Below are 22643 nucleotides of genomic sequence, written 5' to 3'. Positions count from 1 at the left end.
CATATGTTTATCCCGGGCTCCAGGATGAAAGTGCTCGGTCAGGCGAACAAACCCTGCAAGTACCAGCAAATTTCTTCCCCATGACGCTCCCGGTAGATCCAGTAGAGCACCGCCGTTTCTCCTTGGGCGATGAAATAATCACGCATGATCAAGCCGCCATCCCACCATCCGCATTCGATACGTTCCGGTCCCTTGATCAGGCGTAGCGGTGACCCGTAAAACGGCCGGTTGTCGCGCAGGATCAGTTCGACCGGTTGCAGCAACAGCCAGAAGGGCCTTTCAGCCAACCGGTCCAGAGGGAGATCGCCCGGATTTGACGTAGAGGTGGGCGCCCATCCGTTGCAAATTTCAGGACGATGGTCTGCACGCGGAGCGGGAACGAGGACGTTCTGCTCGCCAAGCCTTGCGGTCAGTAATTCAAGCAAGCGATGAAAATCCATGGGCATGCCGCCGGGATCGGGAAACAGCGACCCCGTAGGCGGCCGCATCGCGCTGACATGGGCTGCTTCCAGGCGCGCCGCAATGACCGGCGCTATCAGTTCGATACGACCAAGCCGCTCCTTCAGCAGGCGAGTCAGATGCTCTTCATGCCAGGCTGGCTCGGCGAGTGTAATGTCGATCGGCGTGGGCGGAATCGCCGTACGGCCGCGCTCATGCTCCAGCAGTAGCACGAAGCGCGCAACCGCAAGCTGCTGCGCAACCAGCCAGCCGGTCAGCTGCAAAAGCAGGCGGCGTGCTGCAAATAACGCCGCTTCCGCATGCTCGATGCGGTCCGGCAATTCCAGTTTGGCTGAAAAGCTTTTCGGTGCCTGCACCCAGTCAAATAGCTCCGGCGCTTCGCCGTAGGTGCGGTCCAGCGCATCGAGCATGTGCTTGTCGCAGCGTCGCTGCAATCCCGCTCGCGGCAGCTTGCGCATATCGGCAAAACTGATGCAACCTATGCCTTCCAGCCAGTCCAGATAAGGCCGTGCCTCCGGCAGCAGCGTACAGGGCAGGGCGTCGATAAGGCGTCTCATGCTCTCCATCCGTACTACACGGCGACGGGGCGCACGCATGCCCTCAGAGCAGGACAAAAGCCAGGCGCCCTGTGCTGTCGGTGCCATCCCCACTTGCAGCGTAAAACCGAGCACACGCACACTCTCTCGCACCAGCCGGCATAGCGACAGTCGTCCGCCGAATGCGCGCAGGCTGGCGGTCACATCGAGCAGCAGACTGTCTTGATGGGCGCAAGCGACTTCCGGTGTGTAACGCAACAGGGCAAGCGCGACGCTGTTGAGCGCATCCTGTTCGCGCATGAAGTCGCGTTCATGCAAGCTCGCGTCCGGGCACATGGCTTGTGCGCCAGCGCGCCGCATGCCGATACGCACGCCATCCTGCGCAGCTTGCGGGCTCATGGCAATGACATATTCGCGGTCGACGATCACATACTTGCCAGGATCGCTCCAGCGTGGCCTGATGGCCTCGAGCGGTAATAGCGGTAGACGTACGCTTATCCAAGAGCGCATAAGGGAATCGCCGCCGCTCAGTCAGGAGTTAATGCCAATCCCAACCCATAACGCAGCATGACATCGTGTCTTTTTCCGGGGGCGCCGAGCCGCCTGGCTGCGTTGCACTCTTCACCAATAGCAAGGCTATTGACCCCTCCTGCGCCTTGCCAGTCGAAAAAATCCATCGATCTCATTTGTCAGGTTACAGGTTGGGATTGGTATAAGGGATAGGCAGAGGTTTCTACCGGAGCGGATGCGGACGTTTGCGCAACCATCTGTCTTGCCGGTCCGGAGCGCGGAGCTGCAGGCAGCTGAGTCAAAACCGATAGGGACGCCGGAGATGCCATGTCATCCATTGGCACGTGCAAGGGCTCATCGCGTCGGGGGCCGCGTCGCTTGACGATATCAATGCAGATGCCGTCATGTGCCGGACGCAGCGCCAGCCGCAACGGCGCTGGCGAGGCATCCTCTGCGCAGGCAAGCGGACGCATCATCCAGAACAGGATATCGCTTCCCTGTGCGGCCAGATGCAGACGGCGCAGCGATTCGGTACGCACATGCGACTGCCAGAAAAGCAGGGCGCCACAACTGCCGTTGCGCAGGATTTGTTCCGCACTCCACAAGGCGTCGGCACTGCGCGTGGTCTTGATCCAGATAAGGCTATCCACCGGCAGTCCCCATCCCGCCCAGGCGGCAATCTGCGGCATGTAGGGTGGTTGTACCAAAGCGATGCGGCGTTTCCGGCTGATTGTCTGAAAAGCAGGGCGGAGCAAGCGCATTTCACCAATACCGGGTTGTTGCATCAACAATTCAATCAACGAGGCCTTCGGCCATCCACCATTCGGCAATTCCTGGTCAAGCACCGGATAACCGCTGGTGGTAACCGGAGTCTGACAGGAGCCCATCTGGTCGGCTTTCCAGACGGCATGGGGAAATGTACGGATGGTGGATTCATTTGACTGCGAAATGGCGGAAACTATTACGGGCATCCCGGCCTCCTAGTATTCTTTCCTGTGATGCTTGTCATCAATTTATACTGTACAAATATACAGTAAAATTTCAAGGCTGCTTAGTCAAATTTGTCATGTGATTGATCTGCCTTCTTACTTCTCCAGTCTCTATTACCCTTCATGCAACCCCGTGTCACTTCAGTTGGCCTGCTGATCAAGCCTAATCCTGCCGACAGCTTTGAATATCCGCACCATATCGATCGCGCCAGTCTCGATGCATTGCCGTCCAGGCCGGGCATTTACATTTTTCGCGATGATAAGGACCGGCCTCTTTACATTGGCAAGAGCATCAACATTCGCACCAGGGTGCTGTCGCATTTGCGGACTCCGGAAGAGGCTCGCATGCTGCAGCAGAGCAGTTACATCGAGTTCAGGCGAACCGCTGGCGATATCGGTGCGCTGCTGCTGGAGTCGCGCCTGATCAAGGAACTGCAGCCGCTGCATAACAAGAAATTACGTCGCACGCGGGAAATGTGTACGTTGCGTCTTGGGCCAAGCATCAAGTCGATACCGGAAATTGTTTATGCACGTGACCATGACTTTGCACGCACCGCTGATCTCTACGGACTGTTCGCTACACGCAGGGCTGCGCAGGACAAGTTGCGCGAGATCGTGGAAATGCAGATGCTGTGTCCCGCATTGACCGGACTGGAAACCGCTGTACACGGGCGCGCCTGTTTTGCGCGGCAGATTTCACGTTGTCTTGGTGCGTGTATCGGGGCAGAGCCCATGCAGGAACATTACCGGCGATTGAAAGTCGCGCTCAACGATATGCGCATCCTGGTCTGGCCTTATGAGGGCGCGATGGGTATTGTCGAAGAGTGCGACGGCTGGAAACAGACGCATGTCGTCGACCACTGGTCCTATCTCGGATCGATCGATCACGCTCCGGGAACGCCGCCAGTCAAGCGTGCGGCCAAACGGGCCTTCGATGTGGATACTTACAAAATTCTGGTGAAGCCTATGCTGCGAGGCGAATTAAGGATAGAGGCGGTAGATATTTGAGGAGGGCAAAAGGGGAGGAGAAGATGCAGCAAACGGGTTTATACCTACAACAAGCCGTGCCCCGGCGTGGGACCGGGACACGGCTTGTTCAAGCTGAATAAGCCGAAAGCTTATTTCGAACCGCTGGCGGAGCCGCCTGCACCGCCGGACGGAGTCGTAGTGCTGCCGGTTGCACCTGGTGTCGCACTAGGTGTCGACGAGCTGCTGGAGCCTGCTGTGCCGCCAGTACTGCCAGAAGAACCGGCTGTACCACCTGCGCTGCTGCTGGAGGTGTCGCTGGAGCTGCCCGCAGTACCGGTGCCACTGGTGCCACCGCTGCTGCCTGGAGTGCTGGCGCTCGGTGTGGTGCCTGTTGCGCCTGTCGAGCCTGCTGCTCCTGCGGAACCGGTTGAGTCTGTGCTGCCCCCAGCTGTGCCGCCGCTTGCGCTCGGAGTGCTTCCTGCCGCGCCTGTACTGCCAGATGAACCGGCATCGGCACCGCTGCTGCTGGAAGCGCTGCCTGCACTTCCGGTTGCGCCGCCAGTCGCGCCGCCAGCAGTGCTGCCTGTGCTGGAAGGTGCCCCCGCGCTGCTGGTGCTGCTGCTACTGCCGTTGGCGCCAGCGGTACCGGCGTCTTTCTTATCGCAGGCACCCAAGGTCAACGTGGCGACAAGTGCCGCGAGCAATACTGAATATTTCATGCTGGTTCCTCTCAAGAAAATATAGTTGTAAGTAGGTACACAGCCAGTTGGAGAAATTTAACTGACGTAAGTGCCTGCTGTGTTTTTGATAAATATCAATCCAGATGTGTTTTATTCAATAAACTAAATAAATCAAATAATTGCTTTGTAACAATTGTTTCTTTGTGGATATATAATCGTCCTATGTAGAAATTGATCCAGAAAGTAGTAGCGCAGAGGGCGGCTCTTCCGTCATATTTATTTTTGAGAAAGCATGCGCAGCACCTCCTTACGCCGACAACTGGCCCTGCCCTATGTGCTGCTCGTCGTATTTGTCTCGACTGCCATTGCCCTTGTCTCTTATCGGGCTGGCGAAGATGCAGTACAGGAGTTGACCCAGCGGGTTGTCACAGACATGGTTGACCGCATTGGCAACGCAACCGAAAGGCATCTCGCCGGTGCCCTGACGGCCCTCAACGCCGTTGATCCCGACCCGCGCATGCTGCCGCGCCCCCAACCCTTCGATGACAGCATTCCATCACTGGAGCCTCGCCTGTGGATGGCAAGCGGCTTGTTCATCGATGCCAGCAACTATGTCTATTTTGGTGGCGTGGATGGACGCTTTATTGGGGTCAACCGCATCAGCCGCGATCTTGTCGAGCTTTACCTGCGCGAACCCGGTGCCGCTAGAAGGCAGGTTTATGCCGTTGCACAAACGGGTGACCGCAGCCGCGTGCTGCGCACCGATACCTACGATCCACGCAGTCGACCGTGGTATCAGGCGGCAGCAGCGCAAAAGCGTCCGGTATGGTCACCGGTGTATAACGATTTCACTTCACGCGAACCGACCATTACGCTGGCCAAACCGGTCTATCGCGGCGAAGGCATCTTTGCAGGGGTTCTTGCCACCGATGTCACCCTCAAGGTGCTGACCGATTTCATGCGTGGTCTGACGGTGAGCGAGCATGGAGCCGCCTTTGTCATGGATGCAGACGGATATCTGATTGCCACCTCCACGCAAGATATTCCATTCAAGACAGGCGGTTCCGTGGTCGAACGCATTCATGCCACCGACATGCTGTCACCACAACTCCGAGAAGCCACCATCCAGGCTCTCGCTTGGAGAAAAGGTCAGCAGTCCGGCGAGCACGTGCCAGTAAAGGCCAGCGTTCTCTCCTCCGGGGATACTGAAATTGCAGCGGCACGTCTTGGGCATCAATATGGGCTCGACTGGATTACTGTCGTCAGCGTGCCGCGTGGCGACTTTATGGGTGGTGTAGCGCACAGCATCGTCCAGGCTTTGTTGATTGGCATTCTCTGTGTTGCCATTGCATTGGTCCTTGGCTTGTCGCTTCTTGATCGTGTGTTCCGGGATCTGCGCCAATTAACGGTGGCCGCCAAGAAGGTGGGAAGCGGCGAGCCGCTCCCCTTGCTGAATATCCGACGGCATGATGAAATCGGACAGCTTGCCATGTCATTCTCGGAAATGGAACACAACCTGCGCATTGACAAGCTGACTGCAGTGTTCAATCGCGCATCGCTGATTGCGCAGATCGCCATCTTGCGCAGGCAGCTTGAACATCGCAGCGGCGAGCGTCCCAGTTTCGCGCTGTTATTCATCGACCTCGATCATTTCAAGGCAATCAACGATCAGTACGGACACGATGCAGGAGACAAGGTGCTGGTAACCGTGGCCAGTCGATTGCGGGAATCGGTTCGGGTGACTGACGTCGTGGCGCGTTATGGCGGTGATGAATTTGTCATTCTGTTGAAAGGTGTTACCGACGCGGTCGATGTCATGGCGACGGAACAGAAAATACGAGAGGCTGTGGAAACCCCCGTGCCGCTTGCGCACGGTACAGCACAGGTCGGCGCATCCATCGGCTGGGCGCTGTTTCCCGAAGACGGTGAAGACGTCGACGCCTTGCTGAGGATTGCCGACGTGCGTATGTTCGACACGAAGAAAAGTCGTAAGGCAGCACACTCACAACCATCTGACGTCTGACGCCACGGTCGGATTTTCTGCTTAATCGCCGCGTGATCGAAAACACAGAGATACCTTCGCCGTGGCGTCTTGCCTGTCTTCTTTATAGCGGCTTCACAAAATCCCGCAAAAATGTTTTCTTCTGGCTGTCCGGAAAAACAATAGTGACCTGGTTACCTGCAGCGGAAACCACGCGTCCCTCACCATATTTCGGTACCGTGACCGGTGTTCCTGCGTCGGGCGGAGGTAACTCCCCTTCCTTTACAGATGGCGGTGCATGATCACGGATGTGTTCAGGAGAGAGTGCCTGTTCCGGCGGCTCGCGGCAGTTGTCACAGTTACCGCAATGCTCCCAGTCGGCCATCTCATCAAAGTAATCGAGCAGCACCTTCCATCGGCAAAAACCGGTTTGCGCATAAAATACCATTCGCTCCAGTGCTTCATGGTCGCGGGCGCTTTTATCTCGATAGGTTTCTACCAGTTGTTCAAGTTCTTTGGATTTTGCGCCAACGCGGGTAACGCAATATTCGAGATTGTCGTCCTGTTCCACCAGGCCGCCATCCCGTAACAGTTTCAGTGAAACCTGCAATCGTGTCTCCGACACCTCATCAAGTGTTTCATGTAAGCGGCTGTATGAAATGCGTGGATTTTGCGCGGCCAGTTCCTGTATCGCAGAGTAGACCGTACTCAGGTCATCCACGCCCGGATAGCGGCGTGCCAGGAAAAATTGCTGTACCTGGCGATCCTTTGCGTGATACAGCAATATACAATCGGCCGGCTCGCCGTCACGGCCTGCGCGACCGGACTCCTGATAGTAGGCTGCAAGATTGCCTGGCACCTGGTAGTGAACGACGAAGCGAATATCCGCCTTGTCGATGCCCATGCCGAATGCATTGGTGGCGACCATGACACGGCTCTCGCCGTTCATGAAAGCGTCCTGGTTCTGTGAACGCACTTTCGCGGAAAGCTGGCCATGATAAAAGGTCACGCTTTCGCCAGCGGCATGTAATGCCTCGTACACTTCTTCGACCGCTTTTACCGTTGCCGCATAGATGATGCCGGAACCCCGCTCTTCGCGGACAAGCTGCATGACGTGCATGAGTTTTTCGGAATCATCAGTGAGCGCCATGACGCCATAGTGAAGATTTGACCGGTAGATGCCGGTATTAATGACATGCATGTCATCGAGTCCGAGCTGCTTGCTGATGTCCTCAATGACTTCATCCGTAGCCGTGGCCGTCAATGCCAGCACAGTGGGATTGCCAAGCGCATTGATCGTTGCGCCCAGTTGCAGATATGCCGGGCGGAAATCATGTCCCCACTGCGAAATGCAATGCGCTTCGTCGATGACAAAGAGGCTGACACGGTTTTGTTTGAGAGTTTCGACAAACTCCGGATCGGACAGGCGTTCTGGCGTAGCAAAGACAAATTCATGATCAGCCTGTTTGATGCTTTCAAGAATGGACGCTTCCTCACGCGTACTCAGTGTGCTATTGACCTCGGCTGCTCCCACACCCGCATTTTCAAGCTTGGATGCCTGATCCTTCATCAGGGAAATCAAAGGTGAAACGACAACGGTTATGCCTGACATCCTCAATGCCGGCAATTGATAGCATAGCGATTTGCCCGCGCCTGTCGGCATGATGGCAAGCGTATTTTCACGTCGCAGCACGCTGTCGATCACTTCATGCTGGCCAGGGCGAAGTTGATGAAGACCGAATGTTTCACTTAAGGTCTCATGTAATTCATCTTTGGAGACGCGATGACGGCGTTTGCGCAGTAAAGGCGCAGGTCTTTGGCTGCCACTCGCTGGAGCGGGCAACGATGTTTGGATGGACATGGAAAATGATTTTGGATGTACGTGATTTCATGTCGATGCAGCATTCATGCCAAGCTCATTGATAATTCCCCCTGCAGTTTGATTTCTTTCGATTGGCATTTGAACCAGGGAAATAAATACCGCAATGCATGCTTTCCGTCATGCAGTAACGTATTGATAAACGCATTAAAAATTAATTCAACCGTTGATACCTACATGGGTTACAATGGGCTACCGATTGAAGTTTGAGCTAGTAGTGCAGTATTTGTCTGTCATTTCTTTCTTGCTTCAAAGGTTCTACCGGGCATATGCCCAATTCACTGATAGGAAATGTAAGTAATGGCAACAGGTACTGTAAAGTGGTTCAACGACGCTAAAGGTTTTGGTTTCATCACTCCGGACGAAGGTGGTGAAGATTTGTTCGCGCACTTCTCCGCGATCGAATCCAATGGCTTCAAGTCGCTCAAAGAAAATCAGCGCGTTTCGTTCGAAGTCACGACTGGCCCGAAGGGCAAGCAGGCTTCCAAGATCCAGCCGCAATAAGCTGAATCTTACGCTCTAAAAAATCCCCGGCTTGCCGGGGATTTTTTTGCCTTTTACTTTTACTGCTTGCTTCATTTGCACTGCCAGAACGTTAAATGAGCTGAGTCTTATCTACGACTCAAACTTTCCGCCAATAGTCGGTTTGCGCATAAGCATGGCGAAGGAAGTCGACAAAAGCACGTATCCGTAAGGGCAAGTGACGTCGCTGGGCAAAGACCGCATAAATATCGTTGCCAGGCGCCGCATACTCATCAAGAATAGTCATCAACTGGCCGGCTTCGATTGCGGCACCAACTTCCCACATTGAGCGCCACGCCAGACCTTTCCCGGAAAGCGCCCATTCATGCAGCACGGCGCCGTCATTGCACACCATGTTGCCGACCACCTTTAACGTAACGTTTTTTCCATTTTGTCGGAAGGTCCATCCTCGCTGACTGCCTTCGCTGCTCATCGCAAGGCAATTGTGGCGCGCAAGGTCGTCCAGTGACATCGGCGTACCATGGCGTTTCAGATAGGCAGGCGACGCCACTACAACGCGTTTGTTGTCTGCCAGTTTTACCCCGATCAGGTTGGAATCCGACAGGGATGCGATACGAATGGCGACGTCAATCCCTTCGCCGATCAGATCCACCACCCGGTCATTCAGGTTCAGCGTAACCGAGACATCGCGATGCTCAGCCAGGAATGAAGGGATCAATGGAGCAACATGTTGCCGGCCAAAGCCGGCAGGTGCAGAAATCAATAAATGTCCGCTGGCCCGCGCACTTCGTTCCGACACCGCCGATTCCGCATTTTCAAGATCGACGAGAATCTTTTGGCAATCCTCAAGGAATGCAACACCTTCATTGGTTAATGCAATCTTCCGTGTGCTTCGCTGTAACAATTTGACGCCAAGTCGTTCCTCAAGCGCATCTAGGCGGCGTCCTATCATCGCAGGTGCAATACCTTCGGCGCGTGCGGCAGCCGACAAACTGCCTTTGGCGGCGACATCGACAAAGGTCGAGATCTGTTTGAATTGATCCATGGCGAGAAAATAGGGCGGTTTAAACTAAAACGCAATAATAAAGTGATTATTGTTCTGGTTTATATGGATTTTTATTGAATATACTTTAGGTCTTATAGAAGACTGCATTTCATCAAGATGATACAAGCTATTGCTTTCGATGCGTATGGGACACTTTTCGATGTGTATTCGATTGGCGAACTCGCGGAGCGAATTTTTCCAGGGCAGGGGACGCAACTGGCCGATTTGTGGCGAGAAAAACAACTTGAATACACGCGGTTGCGAACCTTGTGCTCGACGTACAAGCCTTTTTGGGAGGTAACACAGGATGCCCTCGTGTTCAGCTGCCGGAAACTCGGACTGGAACTCACGCTGGATGCACAGAACCGGTTAATGGGGCAGTACGCAAAACTGCGGTCTTTTCCAGAGAACCTGGGCGCACTGCGGAAACTGAAGGAAATGGGCTTGAAGATGGCCGTACTGTCCAACGGCAATCCGCACATGCTTGAATCGGCTGTTGAAGCAGCTGGCATGCGCAGCTGCTTCAGTCATGTCTTGTCCGTCGACGCTGTAAAAAAATTCAAGACGGCACCTGAAGCGTATCAACTGGCTCAGGATATATTCGGCCTGCCCGCAAAGAATATTCTCTTCGTGTCCAGCAATTGCTGGGACGCCTGCGCTGCTACCTGGTTTGGCTACACGACCTTCTGGGTTAACCGCAGCCACGCCCCGCTCGAAGAACTGGGTGTCACGCCGGATGCGACCGGTACCGACATGACGTCCCTGCTTCAATTCATACACAACGCACACAACGTGCATAACGTGCATAAGTATCGCGATAGTGATCACGCCGAAAAAAGCGTCAACAATCATAACGATAAGGAAAACAACCCATGAGCGCCTGGCAAATCGCAATGGTAGGAATAGCTGCATTCTGTGCAGGCGCAATGAACTCGGTGGCCGGCGGCGGCACCTTTTTCTCGTTTCCGGCGCTCCTTGCTGCAGGCGTGCCGCCTGTTGCGGCAAACGCCAGTAATTCGGTGGCGCTCTGGCCGGCCAGTCTCTCAGGAGCATGGGCATATCGCCGCGAGTTGTCCCGCTATAAGCGTTATCTTATTCCTATGGGCATCGTATCCCTCATTGGCGGCATTTGCGGCGGCTTGCTATTGCTGGCTACCAAAGATGCGATGTTTTCCAAATTGATCCCTTGGCTCCTGCTGTTTGCGACAGTGTTGTTCGCGTTTTCCGGAAAAATCTCCGCATGGCTGCGCGGACCTGAATCCGGCAAACCAAACAACAGCGTGACCGCGCTTGCGGGACAAGCGGTCGTCTCTGTGTATGGTGGTTTTTTTGGTGCCGGCATGGGCATCCTGATGCTTGCCAGCCTCGCAATGGCTGGTCACGACGATGTTCATGAAATCAACGCGATCAAGAATCTCTTGTCGGCGATCATTTACAGCGTTACGGTTCTGACCTTTGTCATCGCGGGGGCCGTCAGCTGGCCCTACACTCTCATCATGCTGATCACGGCGACCCTGGGCGGCTATTGGGGCGCGACTATCGCCCGCAAGATTCCCGCGCTCTGGCTGCGTCGTTTCATCATCGCTATTGGCTTTGCGCTTACCGCGTTTTATTTCTACAAGACCCTCTGATCGCCTGTCGGGTGTCCTTGGCAAGCTTATGATGAAAGGACTAAATGAACCTGCGCTCCATCGACGCCGAGGCTTTGCTCATCGCTTGCCTGGATAACGTCGGCGACGCTGCCACCGAGCCGGCATACGACAGCAGCCGGCTCCAGGCGGCCCTGTTGTACCCGGTTCACATCGCGGCATCGGGCAGAGCCGATGTGGCCGCCATGACAGTAGCGCATGCACGCGGCATCGTCGAACACCAGCCTTTCCGGGGCGATAATACGCATGCGGCACTGGTGTCCATGGAGCTTTTCCTGGCATTGAACGGGTGGGCCGTAACAGCACCGCGCGACGCCTGGGAGAACATCGTCACGCGGTTCGCCCAAAACTTGTGTACACACGAAGAACTTGCAAACTGGCTACGTGTGAATCTGTAGTTTGGAATCTGTAGTTTGGAATCTGTAGTTTGCTTTATCAATTCATGTTCATGCTTTGCTTTTTGTCTGGTCTTCGCCTTACAAAGACTTGACGTAAGCCCGAATCCCGGCCAGCAGCATCTCCACCGCCATTGCCGTTAGTATCAGTCCCATCAGACGCTCGAATGCCGTCATCACTCTTGGTCCCAAAGCGCGTTGCATACGTTCGGCACTGAGCAGGACGACGAGCCAGACGATTGCAACGGCCGACAGCACGGCAACGTGCAACATCGTCTCGCTGGTGCTGTTGGACGAGAACAGCAGTACCGTCACCAGTGCAGAAGGCCCAGCCAGCGCCGGAATCGCCAATGGCACAATAAACGGTTCGCCCGATTCATCTCCATCCCCGAACACCCCGCCGGGCTGCGGAAACACCATGCGCAACGCAATCAGGAACAGGATGACACCGCCGCCGATGCGTAGTGCGATATCGGTCAGCTGCAGAGCATTCAGGAAATGCCGCCCAAAGAACATGAACAGCAGCAGAAGCAGGAAGGCGATCGTGCACTCCCGCATGATGACTCGGCCACGCCGCTCCGGAGGCACATGTGCCAGGGCGCTGGCGAACAGCGGTACGTTGCCGAAAGGATCGGTGACAAGCAAAAGAATGATGAAGGATTGGAAAAAGTTTTGAGTCATTTTTATAGAGGAATGTCTCGGGAGTCGGCAGCGGCAATATCGCCGCAATTCGCGTAGCATGCCACAACGCCCGCAAAACAAAATACGGAGCAGACATGCCTTCAACCGCGCCCAAAAGGAAATCCCGCCGACGTTTCATCCTTGGTGGCCTTGGCCTCACAGGCGCACTGGTGATCGGATGGGGAGTCATGCCGGCGCGACAGCGCCTGCACATGTCCCATCCCTTGCCCGCAAAGGATGGGGAGGTCATGCTGAACGGCTGGATACGGATTGCCCGTGACGGCATCGTCACCGTAGCCATGCCGCAGTGCGAAATGGGACAAGGAGTGTTTACCGCGCTGCCGATGCTGGTTGCGGAAGAACTCGACATCCCGCTCTCGATGGTCAGGATTGAACAGGCGCCGATCGACAAGATTTTTGGCAACATGGCCATGCTCACCGATGGCCTGCCGTTCCATCCCGACGGCGCCGGCACCTTTAAAGAGGCCACACGCTGGCTGACCGGCAAGGCTGCACGTGAGCTGGGCCTGATGATTACCGGTGGCTCCTCTTCGATAAAGGATATGTGGATGCCGATGCGCGAAGCTGGGGCGACCGCACGCGCCATGCTGATTGCCGCCGCCGCAAAGCAGTGGAAGGTGCCGATCGCCGAATGTACGACCGAGGCCGGTACCGTATGCCATGCAAGCGGCAAGCGAGCCACTTACCCGGAACTGGCGGCAAGGGCAGTGGACAGTACACCATCCGATATCCGGCTCAAGCAGCCGCAAGAATTCAAACTGATCGGCAAGTCCGAGCCACGACGCGATTCAGCCGCCAAGGTCAACGGCAGCGCAGGCTTCGGCCTCGATGCGAGGCCGGAAGGATTGCTCTATGCGGCGGTGAAGATGGCTCCGACGATCGGCGGCACGATACAGCGTGTCGACAAGGATGCTGTCAAGGCGCTGCCTGGCGTCGTGTCCGTGATCGATTTTACCGGGGTATTTTCTGGCATGGCCGGACTTGCCGTGCTGGGGAAAACTTACTGGCAGGCAAAGCAGGCGGCAGCGGCACTGCCGGTCACCTGGAATGAGGGGCCCAATGCAACCCTGAGCACCGAGGCTGTTTTCGATCAATTAACCAGGCATATCGATGCCGAAGCGGGCTTCCTATATCACCAGGCTGGCACACCGGATCCGGCGCGCGCGATCAAACATCTCAAGGCGGAGTACAAGGCGCCATTCCTTGCGCATGCAACCATGGAACCCATCAATTGCACCGCGCAGGTCAAGGATGGCAAGGTCATCTTGTGGGCACCGACGCAGGTCCCCAGTCTTGCCGTCAGCACGGCCGCTACCGTCGCCAAGGTCGATAATGCCAATGTGATTCTGCATGTCACTTACATTGGTGGCGGCTTCGGACGCCGACTTGAAGTCGACATGATCGCGCAAGCCGTCGCTATCGCGATGCAGGCAGGCGGTGCTCCCGTTCAGGTCATCTGGAGTCGCGAAGAAGATATGACGCATGACGTCTACCGCCCGGCTGCGATAGCACGCTTTGCCGCAGGTCTGGACAATGGCGGAAATGTCGTCGTCTATGATAACAAGCTTGCATCAGGCGCGATTACGCATCAGGTCCTGGCACGTACCTTTGGCCTCAAAGGTGTCGGTCCGGACAAAACGACGGCTGAAGGCGCATTCGACATGCCGTATGAGTTCGTCCATCAAAGCATCGCCCATGTCACTGTGCCGACGCCCGTGCCGATTGGTTACTGGCGCTCCGTTGGGCATTCGCATAATGCGTTTTTCAAGGAGAGTTTTGTCGATGAACTGGCCCATGCGGCGGGCAAGAACCCGGTTGAATTCAGGCGTGGCGTGCTGAAACGCCATCCGCGCCATGTTGCCGTGCTTGATGCGGCAGTAGCGCGCGCCGGAAATCCGGCGCCAGGTCGCGCACATGGCGTCGCGCTGCACCACTCCTTCGGTTCGATTGTCGCCCAGGTAGCCGAAGTCTCGATCGAGGGCAGCGAGATCCGGGTTCACAAGGTAACGTGCGCCATCGACTGCGGCATTGCGGTCAATCCGAACATCATCGCCCAGCAAATGGAGTCCGGTGTGATATTCGGATTGAGCGCGGCCCTATTCGGCGAGGTGACGATCAAGGATGGAAAGGTCGAGCAGCAAAATTTTCATCACTATCCGGTCCTGCGCATGAACCAGGCGCCTGAAGTGGAAACCATCGTGATCAAGAGCGCCGAACCACCTGAAGGCGTCGGCGAACCTGGCACACCCCCTATCGCGCCTGCAGTGGCCAATGCGGTATTTATCCTGACAGGAAAGCGCCTGCGCAGTCTGCCATTGCGGCTTGCGTAAACGATATGCTGAGCCGCTGACTAAACAAACCAATCAGCGGAGCTATAACGTGACAAATGAGATCGATGGATTTTTTTGACTGGCAAGGCGCAGGAGGAGTCAATAGCGAGCTATTGACGACGAGTGCAACGCAGGCAGACGGCTCGGCGCCCCCGGAAAAAGACGCGATCTCATGGTGCGTTATGGGTTGGGATTGGTATTACTTAGCCTGCGGCTTCTTCCAGCAAGACATGAAGATTGCACACACGTTGCCATGTCTGACGTTCCGGGGAGACAGTGGATTCTGCCCTCAGTTGTTTATCTGTTTTTTCAGCTTGTGACCGAACGAGCCGATCAGCGAGCTTGAGATCGGGTAGCACCGTTCCGAAAAATGCGACAGAGTCGCCTTTCTGCATTAGCAGGGTAGGGAAGTTTTCGACGTCGATATCGCCGATGAAATCGGACTGATCCTCGATATCGATCCATGCGAAACGTTTATCGGGATGCAGCGCGGCCAGCTTTTCAAAACTGGCGCGGTATGCCTGGCAAGTGTCGCACCAGGCGGCGCACAGGCAGGCGATGACCCATGCATCCTGTTCCAGCCATTCAGCCAGTTGAGCGCGATTGTTATTGTCGAGTGTGAAGCCGGTCCAGGACATGGAGGCAGATGCAGCAAGTGCAAGTCGGAATCAGCTGTTATTGTAAGGGAAGTGCGCTGCCGCTGCTCGCGGGATAGTTCGCACTCCTTGCTTCAAGCAGTTGTGTTGATGTTTTGCCCAAGATGCGGCGGCAGATTCTGGCTCGACACCGAAGGAATCGCTGCCAGCAGAGCGGATGCGTTGCTTGACTGGATATCCATCGCTTTTTTTAACACGGCAACACTAACCGCATCCTTTGTCGCTGTGCTCGACATTGTGGTGGCAATACTGGCGATCGTGGACACATCCATGGATTTTCCTTTGTCTGATGTTCCGTTAACGGCATGACTTGCTACTTCTTTAGCAGCATTGGCGCGGTAAAATACTGCATGCGTACTATTCTTGCCATCGAAACATCCTCCGAACTTGCTTCTGCGGCCTTGTCCTATCAGGGCAAGGTCATTGCGCGCGATACCTGCGGAGTGCAAACTCATTCCCAGTCTGTGCTGCCGATGGTCCAGGACATTCTGGGTGAAGCCGGAATTTCCTTATCGCAATGTGACGCGATTGCCTTCGGCGCGGGGCCGGGATCGTTTACCGGAGTCAGGACCGCATGCGGCGTTGCGCAAGGCTTGGCCTTCGGAGCGGACCTGCCTGTTGTCCCGGTTAGCACCTTGCAAGCAATGGCCCAGGCCTGCCGCGATGCCACAGGCGCTTCGGATGTGCTGGTATTGCTGGATGCTCGCATGGAAGAAGTCTATTGGGCGCAGTATCGTTTTGATAACGAATGGCAGACTCTCATTGCACCTGCTTTATCAGCCGCTTCGGCCGTCACGCCTGATGGCACACATGGGAATGTACAAGCCTGTGGCAACGGGCTCGCCGCGTATGCTTCCGTCTTCGCCGCCATGCCATTTGCCGCAAGCGGGCGCAGCGACATCATGCCGCACGCCGCTCAAATTGCGGTGCTGGCTCAACATGAATTTTCGATGGGGCACGCCGTCCATGCCCGCGATGCCCAGCCGATTTACCTGCGCAACAAGGTTGCGCTGACTACGGCCGAACGTGCCGCAAAGGTGCACGCATGAGTGCCGTGTACAAGGTGACGGCGCAATCTCCCGCCTTATCCAGCCTGCGATTTGCGCCGATGCAGATGAACGATATTCCCGACGTGTTGGCCATTGAAAACGATGTCTATCCGCATCCATGGACACGTGGAAATTTTCTTGATTCGCTTTATACCGGTTACGATACCTGGACGCTGCGTGAAGAATCCGGTCCGCTCGCCGGCTATTTTTTGCTGATGATGGCGGTTGATGAATCCCATCTGCTCAACATCAGCGTGCGCCGCGACCTGCATGGTCAGGGTGTGGGCCGCATGCAACTCGACAAGGTGGTCCAGCGCACACGGGAAAACGGAATGCAATCTGTCCTTCTTGAAGTCAGGCCATCCAACCAGCGCGCCCTGGCAGTTTACCAACGTTACGGCTTTCTTGAAATTGGTCGGCGCAAAGGCTACTATCCGGCCGCGAACGGGACGCGAGAAGACGCCATCGTCATGAGGTTCCAGTTATGAGCAGTAACGCGGGCCGCCGTGCGGTCTTTCTGGATGAAATGGGGGTTGGGCCACTCTGGACGCGTCGCGATGCACATGTCGCACGAGTCGAGGACACAGCGGCTTCAGCAGATACAAACTCACCCGATACAGGCACCGCGGCTGACCAGCCTCGCATAGCCTCGACCACAGCGATGCCGGCAACGGTCGACATGGACGATCTGCCATGGACAGACGTGCAACTCGATGGGCCACCCAAGGCGCCGTCCGCACCCGAAGTGGCGCAGATGAACTGGATACAGCTCAAGGCCAGTGTCGCGGGTTGTGTCAAATGCGATTTATGCCAGGGACGAACCCATACCGTTTTTGGCGTGGGCGATGAAAAGGCAAAATGGCTATTCATTGGCGAAGGCCCCGGTCGCAACGAGGACTTGCAAGGTGAGCCTTTTGTCGGCCAGGCGGGCAAACTGCTCGACAACATGCTGCGTGCCATCGGTCTGCAGCGTGGCCAGAATGCCTACATTGCCAACATTGTTAAATGCCGCCCCACCGACGCCAGTGGCAAGGACCGGCCGCCCACCGCGCAAGAAACCGAAGTCTGTCTTCCTTATCTGGAACGCCAGATCGCACTGATTCAACCAACCGTGCTGGTAGCGCTCGGCAAGACGGCGGCACTTACCTTGCTTGGGCTGGATCCGGACACACCGGTATCGCGGCTGCGCGGAAAAGTTCATCGTTATGCGGACCGGCCTCTCATCGTCACTTACCACCCAGCCTACCTGCTGCGCAACATGCCCGATAAACGCAAAGCCTGGGAAGACCTGAGCCTGGCCATGCAGATCTATGCGGGCGCCGACTGACGTGTCGGCCCAAGGGCCTGAAAGCCACCAGGAACAGTTTCACCGTCGCTGGAATCATCTTGACGACCAGCATGTCCGCACCCTGGCATGGTTGCTGGATGCTCCCGACCTGCTCGATGCGGGAGCAAGGGAGTGGGCAGGGCGGGTTGCCAGCTTCGGGCCTGTCGAGGTATCGACCGCGGAGTGGCTCAGTGCGCTCGACCGATCTCCTCAACCTCTGCATGACTATCTGGGCAAACATCCTTTTGCGCGACTTGGACGTTATGCGGAACAGTTGGTTGCCTTCTATCTTGCACATTGCGACTTGCTGTTCGCCCACGGCGTGCAGGTACGTGCCGGCAAGAATGCCACGATAGGCGAATTCGACTTCCTGCTGCGTCGCGACGATGCACTGGTACATTGGGAATTTGCCACCAAGCTGTATCTGCTTGAGGCCAATGAACAAGGCCGGCAGGCCGACTATTTTGTCGGTCCCAACCTTGCCGATACCCTTGGCGCAAAAGTGCGGAAAATCATGGATCAGCAGCTGGCATTGTCACAGCATCCTGCTGCGCAAGCCCACCTGCCGTTACCGATCGCGGCGGCCCAGGCTTTGGTAAAAGGCTGGCTCTTCTATCAGGGTCGAACGCCTTTCCCGACGCATCCACCCGGCATATCTGCCGCGCACTGCCGGGGTTTCTGGTGCGCTCTCAATGATGTCGGAAAGCTCGATGCCGTGCATTACCTGGTATTGCCAAGGCTGTCCTGGCTGGCGCCGGCGAAAACGACTGCGGAACAGGTACTCGACCGCGCCGGATTGGCTAGGGTGCTTGAGGAACATTTTTCAGGGAATGCGTCGCCGGTCCTGGTCGCCTTGCTAATCCCGCAAGGCAAATGGCTGCTGGAGAAGGACCGGGGTTTTATTGTGCCCGATGACTGGCAAAGCCGGGCGGAAGTGCGTATCAGACGGATGGCCTGAGCGAAACTCTCTGCTTTTACTGGGAGCCCTCTGTAAAGGGGCTGACAATCGTCTTAATGCTTGTGCTCGCCAATCAGCGCGAGCGAGTCATGCTCTCGCTGATTGGCCGCATGCTTGCGCATGGCGAGGAACATGGTGCCCGAGACGAAGAGGCCGAACAACACAATAACGATGTTGATATCGAGATTCAGTTTCACCATCAGTGCATACAGCATCAGCATGGTGAGAACGGACAGGTTCTCGTTAAAGTTTTGCACGGCGATCGAATGCCCAGCACTCAACAGCACGTGTCCACGATGTTGCAGCAAGGCGTTCATTGGTACTACAAAGTAACCCGACAATACACCTACCAGGATCAGCAAGGGATAAGCAAACCAGACGGAATGCACCAGGGTCATTGCGATCACGATCAGACCCATTGCGACGCCGAGCGGCATGACGCTGAGAGAGCGCTTCAGTGGAACAAAGCGAGCGGCAGCGGTAGCGCCCACAGCAACACCCACGGCAAACACCCCCTGCAGAATTGCTGCCTTGTCGAGCGGCATATTGAGGGATTTTTCAGCCCACTTCAGCACGATAAACTGCAAGGTCGCTCCGGCTCCCCAGAACAAAGTGGTGACGGCCAGTGAAATCTGCCCGAGCTTGTCTTTCCATAGCGTGGTAAAGCAGACAGAAAAGTCGACAATCAGCTTAATGGGATTACGCTCCTGATGCGGGTAGCGTGCGCCTGTATCGGGAATTTTCAGATTAAAGCCTGCGGCGATGAAATAAATCACCATGATGACTGACAGTGCGGCTTCCGCTGCTGTATCGATGCCGGTATTGATTAATGGAAAATCGAATGCAAGCAGGGATCCGGAAATTTGTGTATTAACCAAGGCGCCGCCCATGACGGTGCCAAGGATGATCGACACAACGGTGAGGCCTTCGATCCATCCATTGGCCGCAACCAGTTTTTCAGGCGGCAGCAATTCCGTGAGGATGCCGTACTTGGCGGGCGAGTAAGCCGCTGCGCCGAAACCTACAACCGCGTAGGCAAAAAGGGGGTGGACATGGAAAAACATCAGACCACAACCCGCAATCTTGATCAGGTTGGTCACAAACATGACGCGGCCTTTGGGCAGCGAATCCGCAAAGGCGCCGACGAACGCGGCCAGCAGGACATACGACAGCACAAAAAACAATTTCAGCATCGGCGTCATCCATGCCGGAGCCTTCATACTTGTAAGGAGTGCAATTGCAGCGATAAGGAGAGCATTGTCGGCAAGCGATGAAAAAAACTGCGCCGCCATGATGGTGTAAAAACCGCGATTCATCCGCATATTGAGGTGTACCCGTGTTTCCCGTATGTCTCCGGCTTGCTTTATACCATGAAAATATCGGCTGGAAGCGGATTTGATGACCGGCGTCAATAAGCCCTCCGGTAAAATGTAGTGTCGCAATAGTGCAACTCTGTTGTGCAACTCTGTTTCTCTTGATTACATCTATGCCTAGACCGCTTGTCGCAACTATTCATTCCGCAGCATTGCGTCACAATCTTTCCGTCGCTCAAAACGCCGCGCCGCAATCCAGAGTGTGGGCCATCGTTAAAGCCAATGCCTATGGCCATGGACTAGCCCGTGGCCTGCGCGCATTCGCGCAGGCGGACGGTCTCGGACTGATCGAAGTCGATGCTGCTTTGCAGCTGCGCGACATGGGTTGGACCAAGCCGGTTTTGTTGCTGGAAGGATTCTTTGATGAGTCCGATTTGCCCGAACTGGCGATGCGTGATATCCAGTTTGCCGTCCATTGTAGTGAGCAAATTGATATGCTTGCCAAAGCAGCACTGCCATCAACCGTCCACGTGCACCTGAAAATGAACAGTGGCATGAACCGCCTCGGCTTTGTAGCTGAAAAGCTTCAGGACGCTTACCAACGTTTGAAAGCCATCCCGCAGGTCAGGCAGATCACACTGATGACGCACTTTGCCAATGCGGACGATAGAGAGAATGCCCATATGCCGCTTGCCGAACAGGTCAGGCGGTTCCATTCCGCGACTCAAGGACTGGCCGGCGAACGCAGCCTTGCTAATTCCGCCGCAGTATTGAGTCATCCCGATGTGGCGGCGGACTGGGTCCGACCAGGAATCATGCTATATGGCGCTACCCCGGGCGGCAAGACCGCTGCCGAATTTGGCTTGCAAGCCGCCATGACACTTAACAGTGAAATCATTGGCATGCAAACAATTAAGCCCGGAGACGCGATCGGTTACGGCAGCCGTTTCGTTGCTGAAAAGGTTATGACCATCGGGGTGGTGGCCTGTGGTTATGCCGATGGCTACCCACGTCATGCGCCGGCGGGTACCCCTGTCATGGTCGATGGCATCCGCACCCGAATTGTCGGTCGGGTATCGATGGACATGCTCAATGTGGACCTTACCGATGTACCCGGTGCACATGTAGGGAGCAAGGTTGAACTCTGGGGGAAACATGTGCCGATCGACGAGGTCGCGAATGCTGCCGGAACGATTGGTTATGAGCTGATGTGCGCGGTTGCGCCACGCGTTGCCGTTGTCGAAGACTAAACCAGCAGATAAAGCAGCTTAGGGCAGCTTAATAAATATGGCTAAACAGAAAACCAATTACACCTGTACCGAGTGCGGTGGCGTGAGCAGCAAATGGGCTGGTCAGTGTCCTTCATGCGGACAGTGGAACACGCTAGTCGAAACCGTCGTCGAAAGTGCCGGCAACCGCTTTTCTGGTCAGCATCAGGGTCTGGCGCAGACCTCGCCGGTGCTGAGCCTGGCCGACATTGAGGCGATCGACGTGCCGCGTTTCGGCACCGGCATTGAAGAATTCGACCGTGTGCTTGGCGGTGGGCTTGTTCCTGGTGGTGTTGTACTGATTGGCGGTGATCCCGGTATCGGCAAGTCGACCTTGCTGCTGCAGGCGCTTGCCAATATGTCAAAGATCAAGAAGACTCTGTATGTCAGTGGTGAGGAATCCGGTTCGCAGATTGCCTTGCGTGCAAAGCGCCTTGCCGTCGACGCAAAGGATTTGCAGCTGCAGGCCGAGATCCAGCTTGAAAAAATTCTCAATACGCTGGCTGAGCATAAGCCGCAGGTGGCGGTGATTGACTCGATTCAGACGATCTATTCGGATGCACTGACGTCGGCGCCGGGTTCGGTTGCCCAGGTGCGTGAATGTGCAGCACAGCTGACCCGGGTTGCCAAACAATCGGATATCACCATCATCATGGTTGGCCATGTCACCAAAGAGGGCGCATTGGCCGGTCCGCGCGTGCTGGAGCATATCGTTGATACCGTGCTGTATTTCGAAGGCGATACGCATTCGAGCTTCCGCCTGGTGCGTGCATTCAAGAACCGCTTCGGCGCGGTCAATGAACTGGGCGTGTTCGCGATGACGGAAAAAGGACTCAAGGGCGTGTCCAATCCATCGGCCTTGTTCTTGTCCCAACACGACAATCAAGTTCCTGGCTCCTGCGTGATGGTTACCCAGGAAGGCACGCGGCCTCTGCTTGTTGAAATTCAGGCGCTGGTCGATACCTCACATGTCCCGAATGCACGACGCCTGTCGGTCGGCCTTGAACAAAACCGTCTTGCCATGCTGCTTGCGGTGCTGCACAGGCATGCCTCAATAGCCGCTTTCGATCAGGACGTCTTTATCAATGCGGTGGGTGGCGTCAAGATTACGGAACCGGCTGCCGACCTCGCGGTATTGCTGGCGATTCATTCGTCGATGCGCAACAAGCCTTTGCCGCGTGGCCTGGTGGTCTTCGGGGAAGTTGGTCTTGCGGGCGAAATCCGTCCTGCACCACGTGGCCAGGAGCGCTTGCGCGAAGCCGCCAAGCTTGGCTTTTCCATAGCACTGATACCCAAGGCGAACGCACCCAAGCAAAGTATTGAGGGCTTGAAGGTCATCGGTGTGGAGCGTATAGATGAAGCACTCAATCGGGTAAGGGATGAGGTTTAGTAAGGTGCCGAAAAGCGCTTGAGATGCACGTCTTGCCAGCTTGAGTTATTGATCCGTGCCGACCGCTCCAATGAC

Annotated in this window: 23 protein-coding genes; 14 read left to right on the top strand and 9 right to left on the bottom strand. The window is 55.8% G+C overall.

Annotated features, from left to right (window positions below):
• Window positions 1-38: 38 nt before the first annotated feature.
• From ASE07_RS03300 to imuA, 3 genes are read right to left on the bottom strand one after another with little or no spacing between them, the layout of a single operon-like run.
• Entirely contained in the window at window positions 39-1505 is a 1467-nt protein-coding gene (locus ASE07_RS03300) for a Y-family DNA polymerase (protein WP_057289380.1), read from the bottom strand.
• A gap of 17 nt (window positions 1506-1522) precedes the next feature.
• Complete coding sequence (locus ASE07_RS29570; RefSeq protein WP_156396352.1) at window positions 1523-1672, bottom strand: hypothetical protein; 150 nt, start codon at window positions 1670-1672, stop codon at window positions 1523-1525.
• A gap of 12 nt (window positions 1673-1684) precedes the next feature.
• Complete coding sequence (gene imuA, locus ASE07_RS03295; protein ID WP_156396351.1) at window positions 1685-2476, bottom strand: translesion DNA synthesis-associated protein ImuA; 792 nt, start codon at window positions 2474-2476, stop codon at window positions 1685-1687.
• Window positions 2477-2617: 141 nt separating this feature from the next.
• On the opposite strand from imuA, the gene ASE07_RS03290 reads away from it, so the two are divergent.
• The 3 genes from ASE07_RS03290 (at window position 2618) to ASE07_RS03280 (ending at window position 6166) form a co-directional block, all read left to right on the top strand.
• Window positions 2618-3502, top strand: a complete 885-nt coding sequence (locus ASE07_RS03290; RefSeq protein ID WP_057289379.1) for a GIY-YIG nuclease family protein — start codon at window positions 2618-2620, stop codon at window positions 3500-3502.
• 84 nt (window positions 3503-3586) lie between these two features.
• Window positions 3587-4207, top strand: coding sequence for a hypothetical protein (locus ASE07_RS03285; RefSeq protein ID WP_156396350.1), 621 nt, complete (start codon window positions 3587-3589; stop codon window positions 4205-4207).
• Between the two features lie 228 nt (window positions 4208-4435).
• On the top strand, window positions 4436-6166 hold the full coding sequence (locus ASE07_RS03280; protein ID WP_057289377.1) for a diguanylate cyclase: 1731 nt from the start codon (window positions 4436-4438) through the stop codon (window positions 6164-6166).
• A gap of 82 nt (window positions 6167-6248) precedes the next feature.
• Here ASE07_RS03280 and ASE07_RS03275 read toward each other — a convergent pair whose 3' ends face one another.
• Window positions 6249-7985 (bottom strand): RecQ family ATP-dependent DNA helicase, encoded by a 1737-nt coding sequence (locus tag ASE07_RS03275; protein WP_057289376.1) that lies wholly within the window; start codon window positions 7983-7985, stop codon window positions 6249-6251.
• Window positions 7986-8303: 318 nt separating this feature from the next.
• On the opposite strand from ASE07_RS03275, the gene ASE07_RS03270 reads away from it, so the two are divergent.
• Window positions 8304-8507: a cold-shock protein gene (locus ASE07_RS03270; RefSeq protein WP_057289375.1), complete on the top strand. Its 204-nt coding sequence runs from the start codon at window positions 8304-8306 to the stop codon at window positions 8505-8507.
• Window positions 8508-8625: 118 nt separating this feature from the next.
• Here the strand turns inward: ASE07_RS03270 and ASE07_RS03265 are convergent, their stop codons facing one another.
• Window positions 8626-9531 (bottom strand): LysR family transcriptional regulator, encoded by a 906-nt coding sequence (locus ASE07_RS03265; protein ID WP_057289374.1) that lies wholly within the window; start codon window positions 9529-9531, stop codon window positions 8626-8628.
• Between the two features lie 111 nt (window positions 9532-9642).
• Here ASE07_RS03265 and ASE07_RS03260 point away from each other — a divergent pair, with 111 nt between their 5' ends.
• Genes ASE07_RS03260 through ASE07_RS03250 form a run of 3 tightly spaced genes read left to right on the top strand, consistent with a single transcriptional unit; the run spans window position 9643 to window position 11578 of the window.
• Window positions 9643-10407, top strand: coding sequence for a haloacid dehalogenase type II (locus tag ASE07_RS03260; RefSeq protein ID WP_156396349.1), 765 nt, complete (start codon window positions 9643-9645; stop codon window positions 10405-10407).
• Window positions 10404-11162, top strand: a complete 759-nt coding sequence (locus tag ASE07_RS03255; RefSeq protein ID WP_057289373.1) for a sulfite exporter TauE/SafE family protein — start codon at window positions 10404-10406, stop codon at window positions 11160-11162. The genes ASE07_RS03260 and ASE07_RS03255 overlap by 4 nt, the downstream gene beginning before the upstream one ends.
• 44 nt (window positions 11163-11206) lie before the next feature.
• Complete coding sequence (locus tag ASE07_RS03250) at window positions 11207-11578, top strand: hypothetical protein (protein ID WP_057289372.1); 372 nt, start codon at window positions 11207-11209, stop codon at window positions 11576-11578.
• Window positions 11579-11656: 78 nt separating this feature from the next.
• On the opposite strand, the gene ASE07_RS03245 is transcribed toward ASE07_RS03250, so the two are convergent.
• Entirely contained in the window at window positions 11657-12256 is a 600-nt protein-coding gene (locus ASE07_RS03245; RefSeq protein WP_057289371.1) for a MarC family protein, read from the bottom strand.
• A gap of 95 nt (window positions 12257-12351) precedes the next feature.
• On the opposite strand from ASE07_RS03245, the gene ASE07_RS03240 reads away from it, so the two are divergent.
• Window positions 12352-14607, top strand: coding sequence for a xanthine dehydrogenase family protein molybdopterin-binding subunit (locus ASE07_RS03240; RefSeq protein WP_057289370.1), 2256 nt, complete (start codon window positions 12352-12354; stop codon window positions 14605-14607).
• Window positions 14608-14810: 203 nt separating this feature from the next.
• Here the strand turns inward: ASE07_RS03240 and ASE07_RS03235 are convergent, their stop codons facing one another.
• Both ASE07_RS03235 and ASE07_RS03230 read right to left on the bottom strand, forming a co-directional pair.
• On the bottom strand, window positions 14811-15245 hold the full coding sequence (locus ASE07_RS03235; RefSeq protein ID WP_057289369.1) for a thioredoxin family protein: 435 nt from the start codon (window positions 15243-15245) through the stop codon (window positions 14811-14813).
• A gap of 92 nt (window positions 15246-15337) precedes the next feature.
• Window positions 15338-15535, bottom strand: coding sequence for a YjfB family protein (locus ASE07_RS03230; RefSeq protein ID WP_057289368.1), 198 nt, complete (start codon window positions 15533-15535; stop codon window positions 15338-15340).
• Between the two features lie 78 nt (window positions 15536-15613).
• Between ASE07_RS03230 and tsaB the strand changes: the two genes are divergently transcribed.
• The 4 genes from tsaB to ASE07_RS03210 are packed head-to-tail and all read left to right on the top strand — an operon-like array spanning window position 15614 to window position 18597.
• Window positions 15614-16312 (top strand): tRNA (adenosine(37)-N6)-threonylcarbamoyltransferase complex dimerization subunit type 1 TsaB, encoded by a 699-nt coding sequence (gene tsaB / locus ASE07_RS03225; protein WP_057289451.1) that lies wholly within the window; start codon window positions 15614-15616, stop codon window positions 16310-16312.
• Window positions 16309-16800 (top strand): ribosomal protein S18-alanine N-acetyltransferase, encoded by a 492-nt coding sequence (rimI, locus tag ASE07_RS03220; protein ID WP_057289367.1) that lies wholly within the window; start codon window positions 16309-16311, stop codon window positions 16798-16800. Before tsaB ends, rimI begins: the two co-directional genes overlap by 4 nt.
• Window positions 16797-17639, top strand: coding sequence for a uracil-DNA glycosylase (locus tag ASE07_RS03215; RefSeq protein WP_057289366.1), 843 nt, complete (start codon window positions 16797-16799; stop codon window positions 17637-17639). Before rimI ends, ASE07_RS03215 begins: the two co-directional genes overlap by 4 nt.
• Entirely contained in the window at window positions 17623-18597 is a 975-nt protein-coding gene (locus tag ASE07_RS03210) for a DUF1853 family protein (RefSeq protein ID WP_057289365.1), read from the top strand. The genes ASE07_RS03215 and ASE07_RS03210 overlap by 17 nt, the downstream gene beginning before the upstream one ends.
• Before the next feature lie 53 nt (window positions 18598-18650).
• Here ASE07_RS03210 and lplT read toward each other — a convergent pair whose 3' ends face one another.
• On the bottom strand, window positions 18651-19913 hold the full coding sequence (gene lplT / locus ASE07_RS03205) for a lysophospholipid transporter LplT (RefSeq protein WP_057289450.1): 1263 nt from the start codon (window positions 19911-19913) through the stop codon (window positions 18651-18653).
• 170 nt (window positions 19914-20083) lie between these two features.
• Here lplT and alr point away from each other — a divergent pair, with 170 nt between their 5' ends.
• Together alr and radA are read left to right on the top strand one after the other, a co-directional pair.
• Entirely contained in the window at window positions 20084-21160 is a 1077-nt protein-coding gene (gene alr, locus ASE07_RS03200; RefSeq protein WP_057289364.1) for an alanine racemase, read from the top strand.
• Between the two features lie 37 nt (window positions 21161-21197).
• Window positions 21198-22568, top strand: a complete 1371-nt coding sequence (gene radA, locus ASE07_RS03195) for a DNA repair protein RadA (RefSeq protein ID WP_057289363.1) — start codon at window positions 21198-21200, stop codon at window positions 22566-22568.
• Window positions 22569-22643: the final 75 nt, after the last annotated feature.

Source organism: Noviherbaspirillum sp. Root189 (genome assembly GCF_001428545.1).
Classification (GTDB): Bacteria; Pseudomonadota; Gammaproteobacteria; order Burkholderiales; family Burkholderiaceae_D; genus Noviherbaspirillum.
This window is presented reverse-complemented; position numbering and strand designations above follow the sequence as displayed.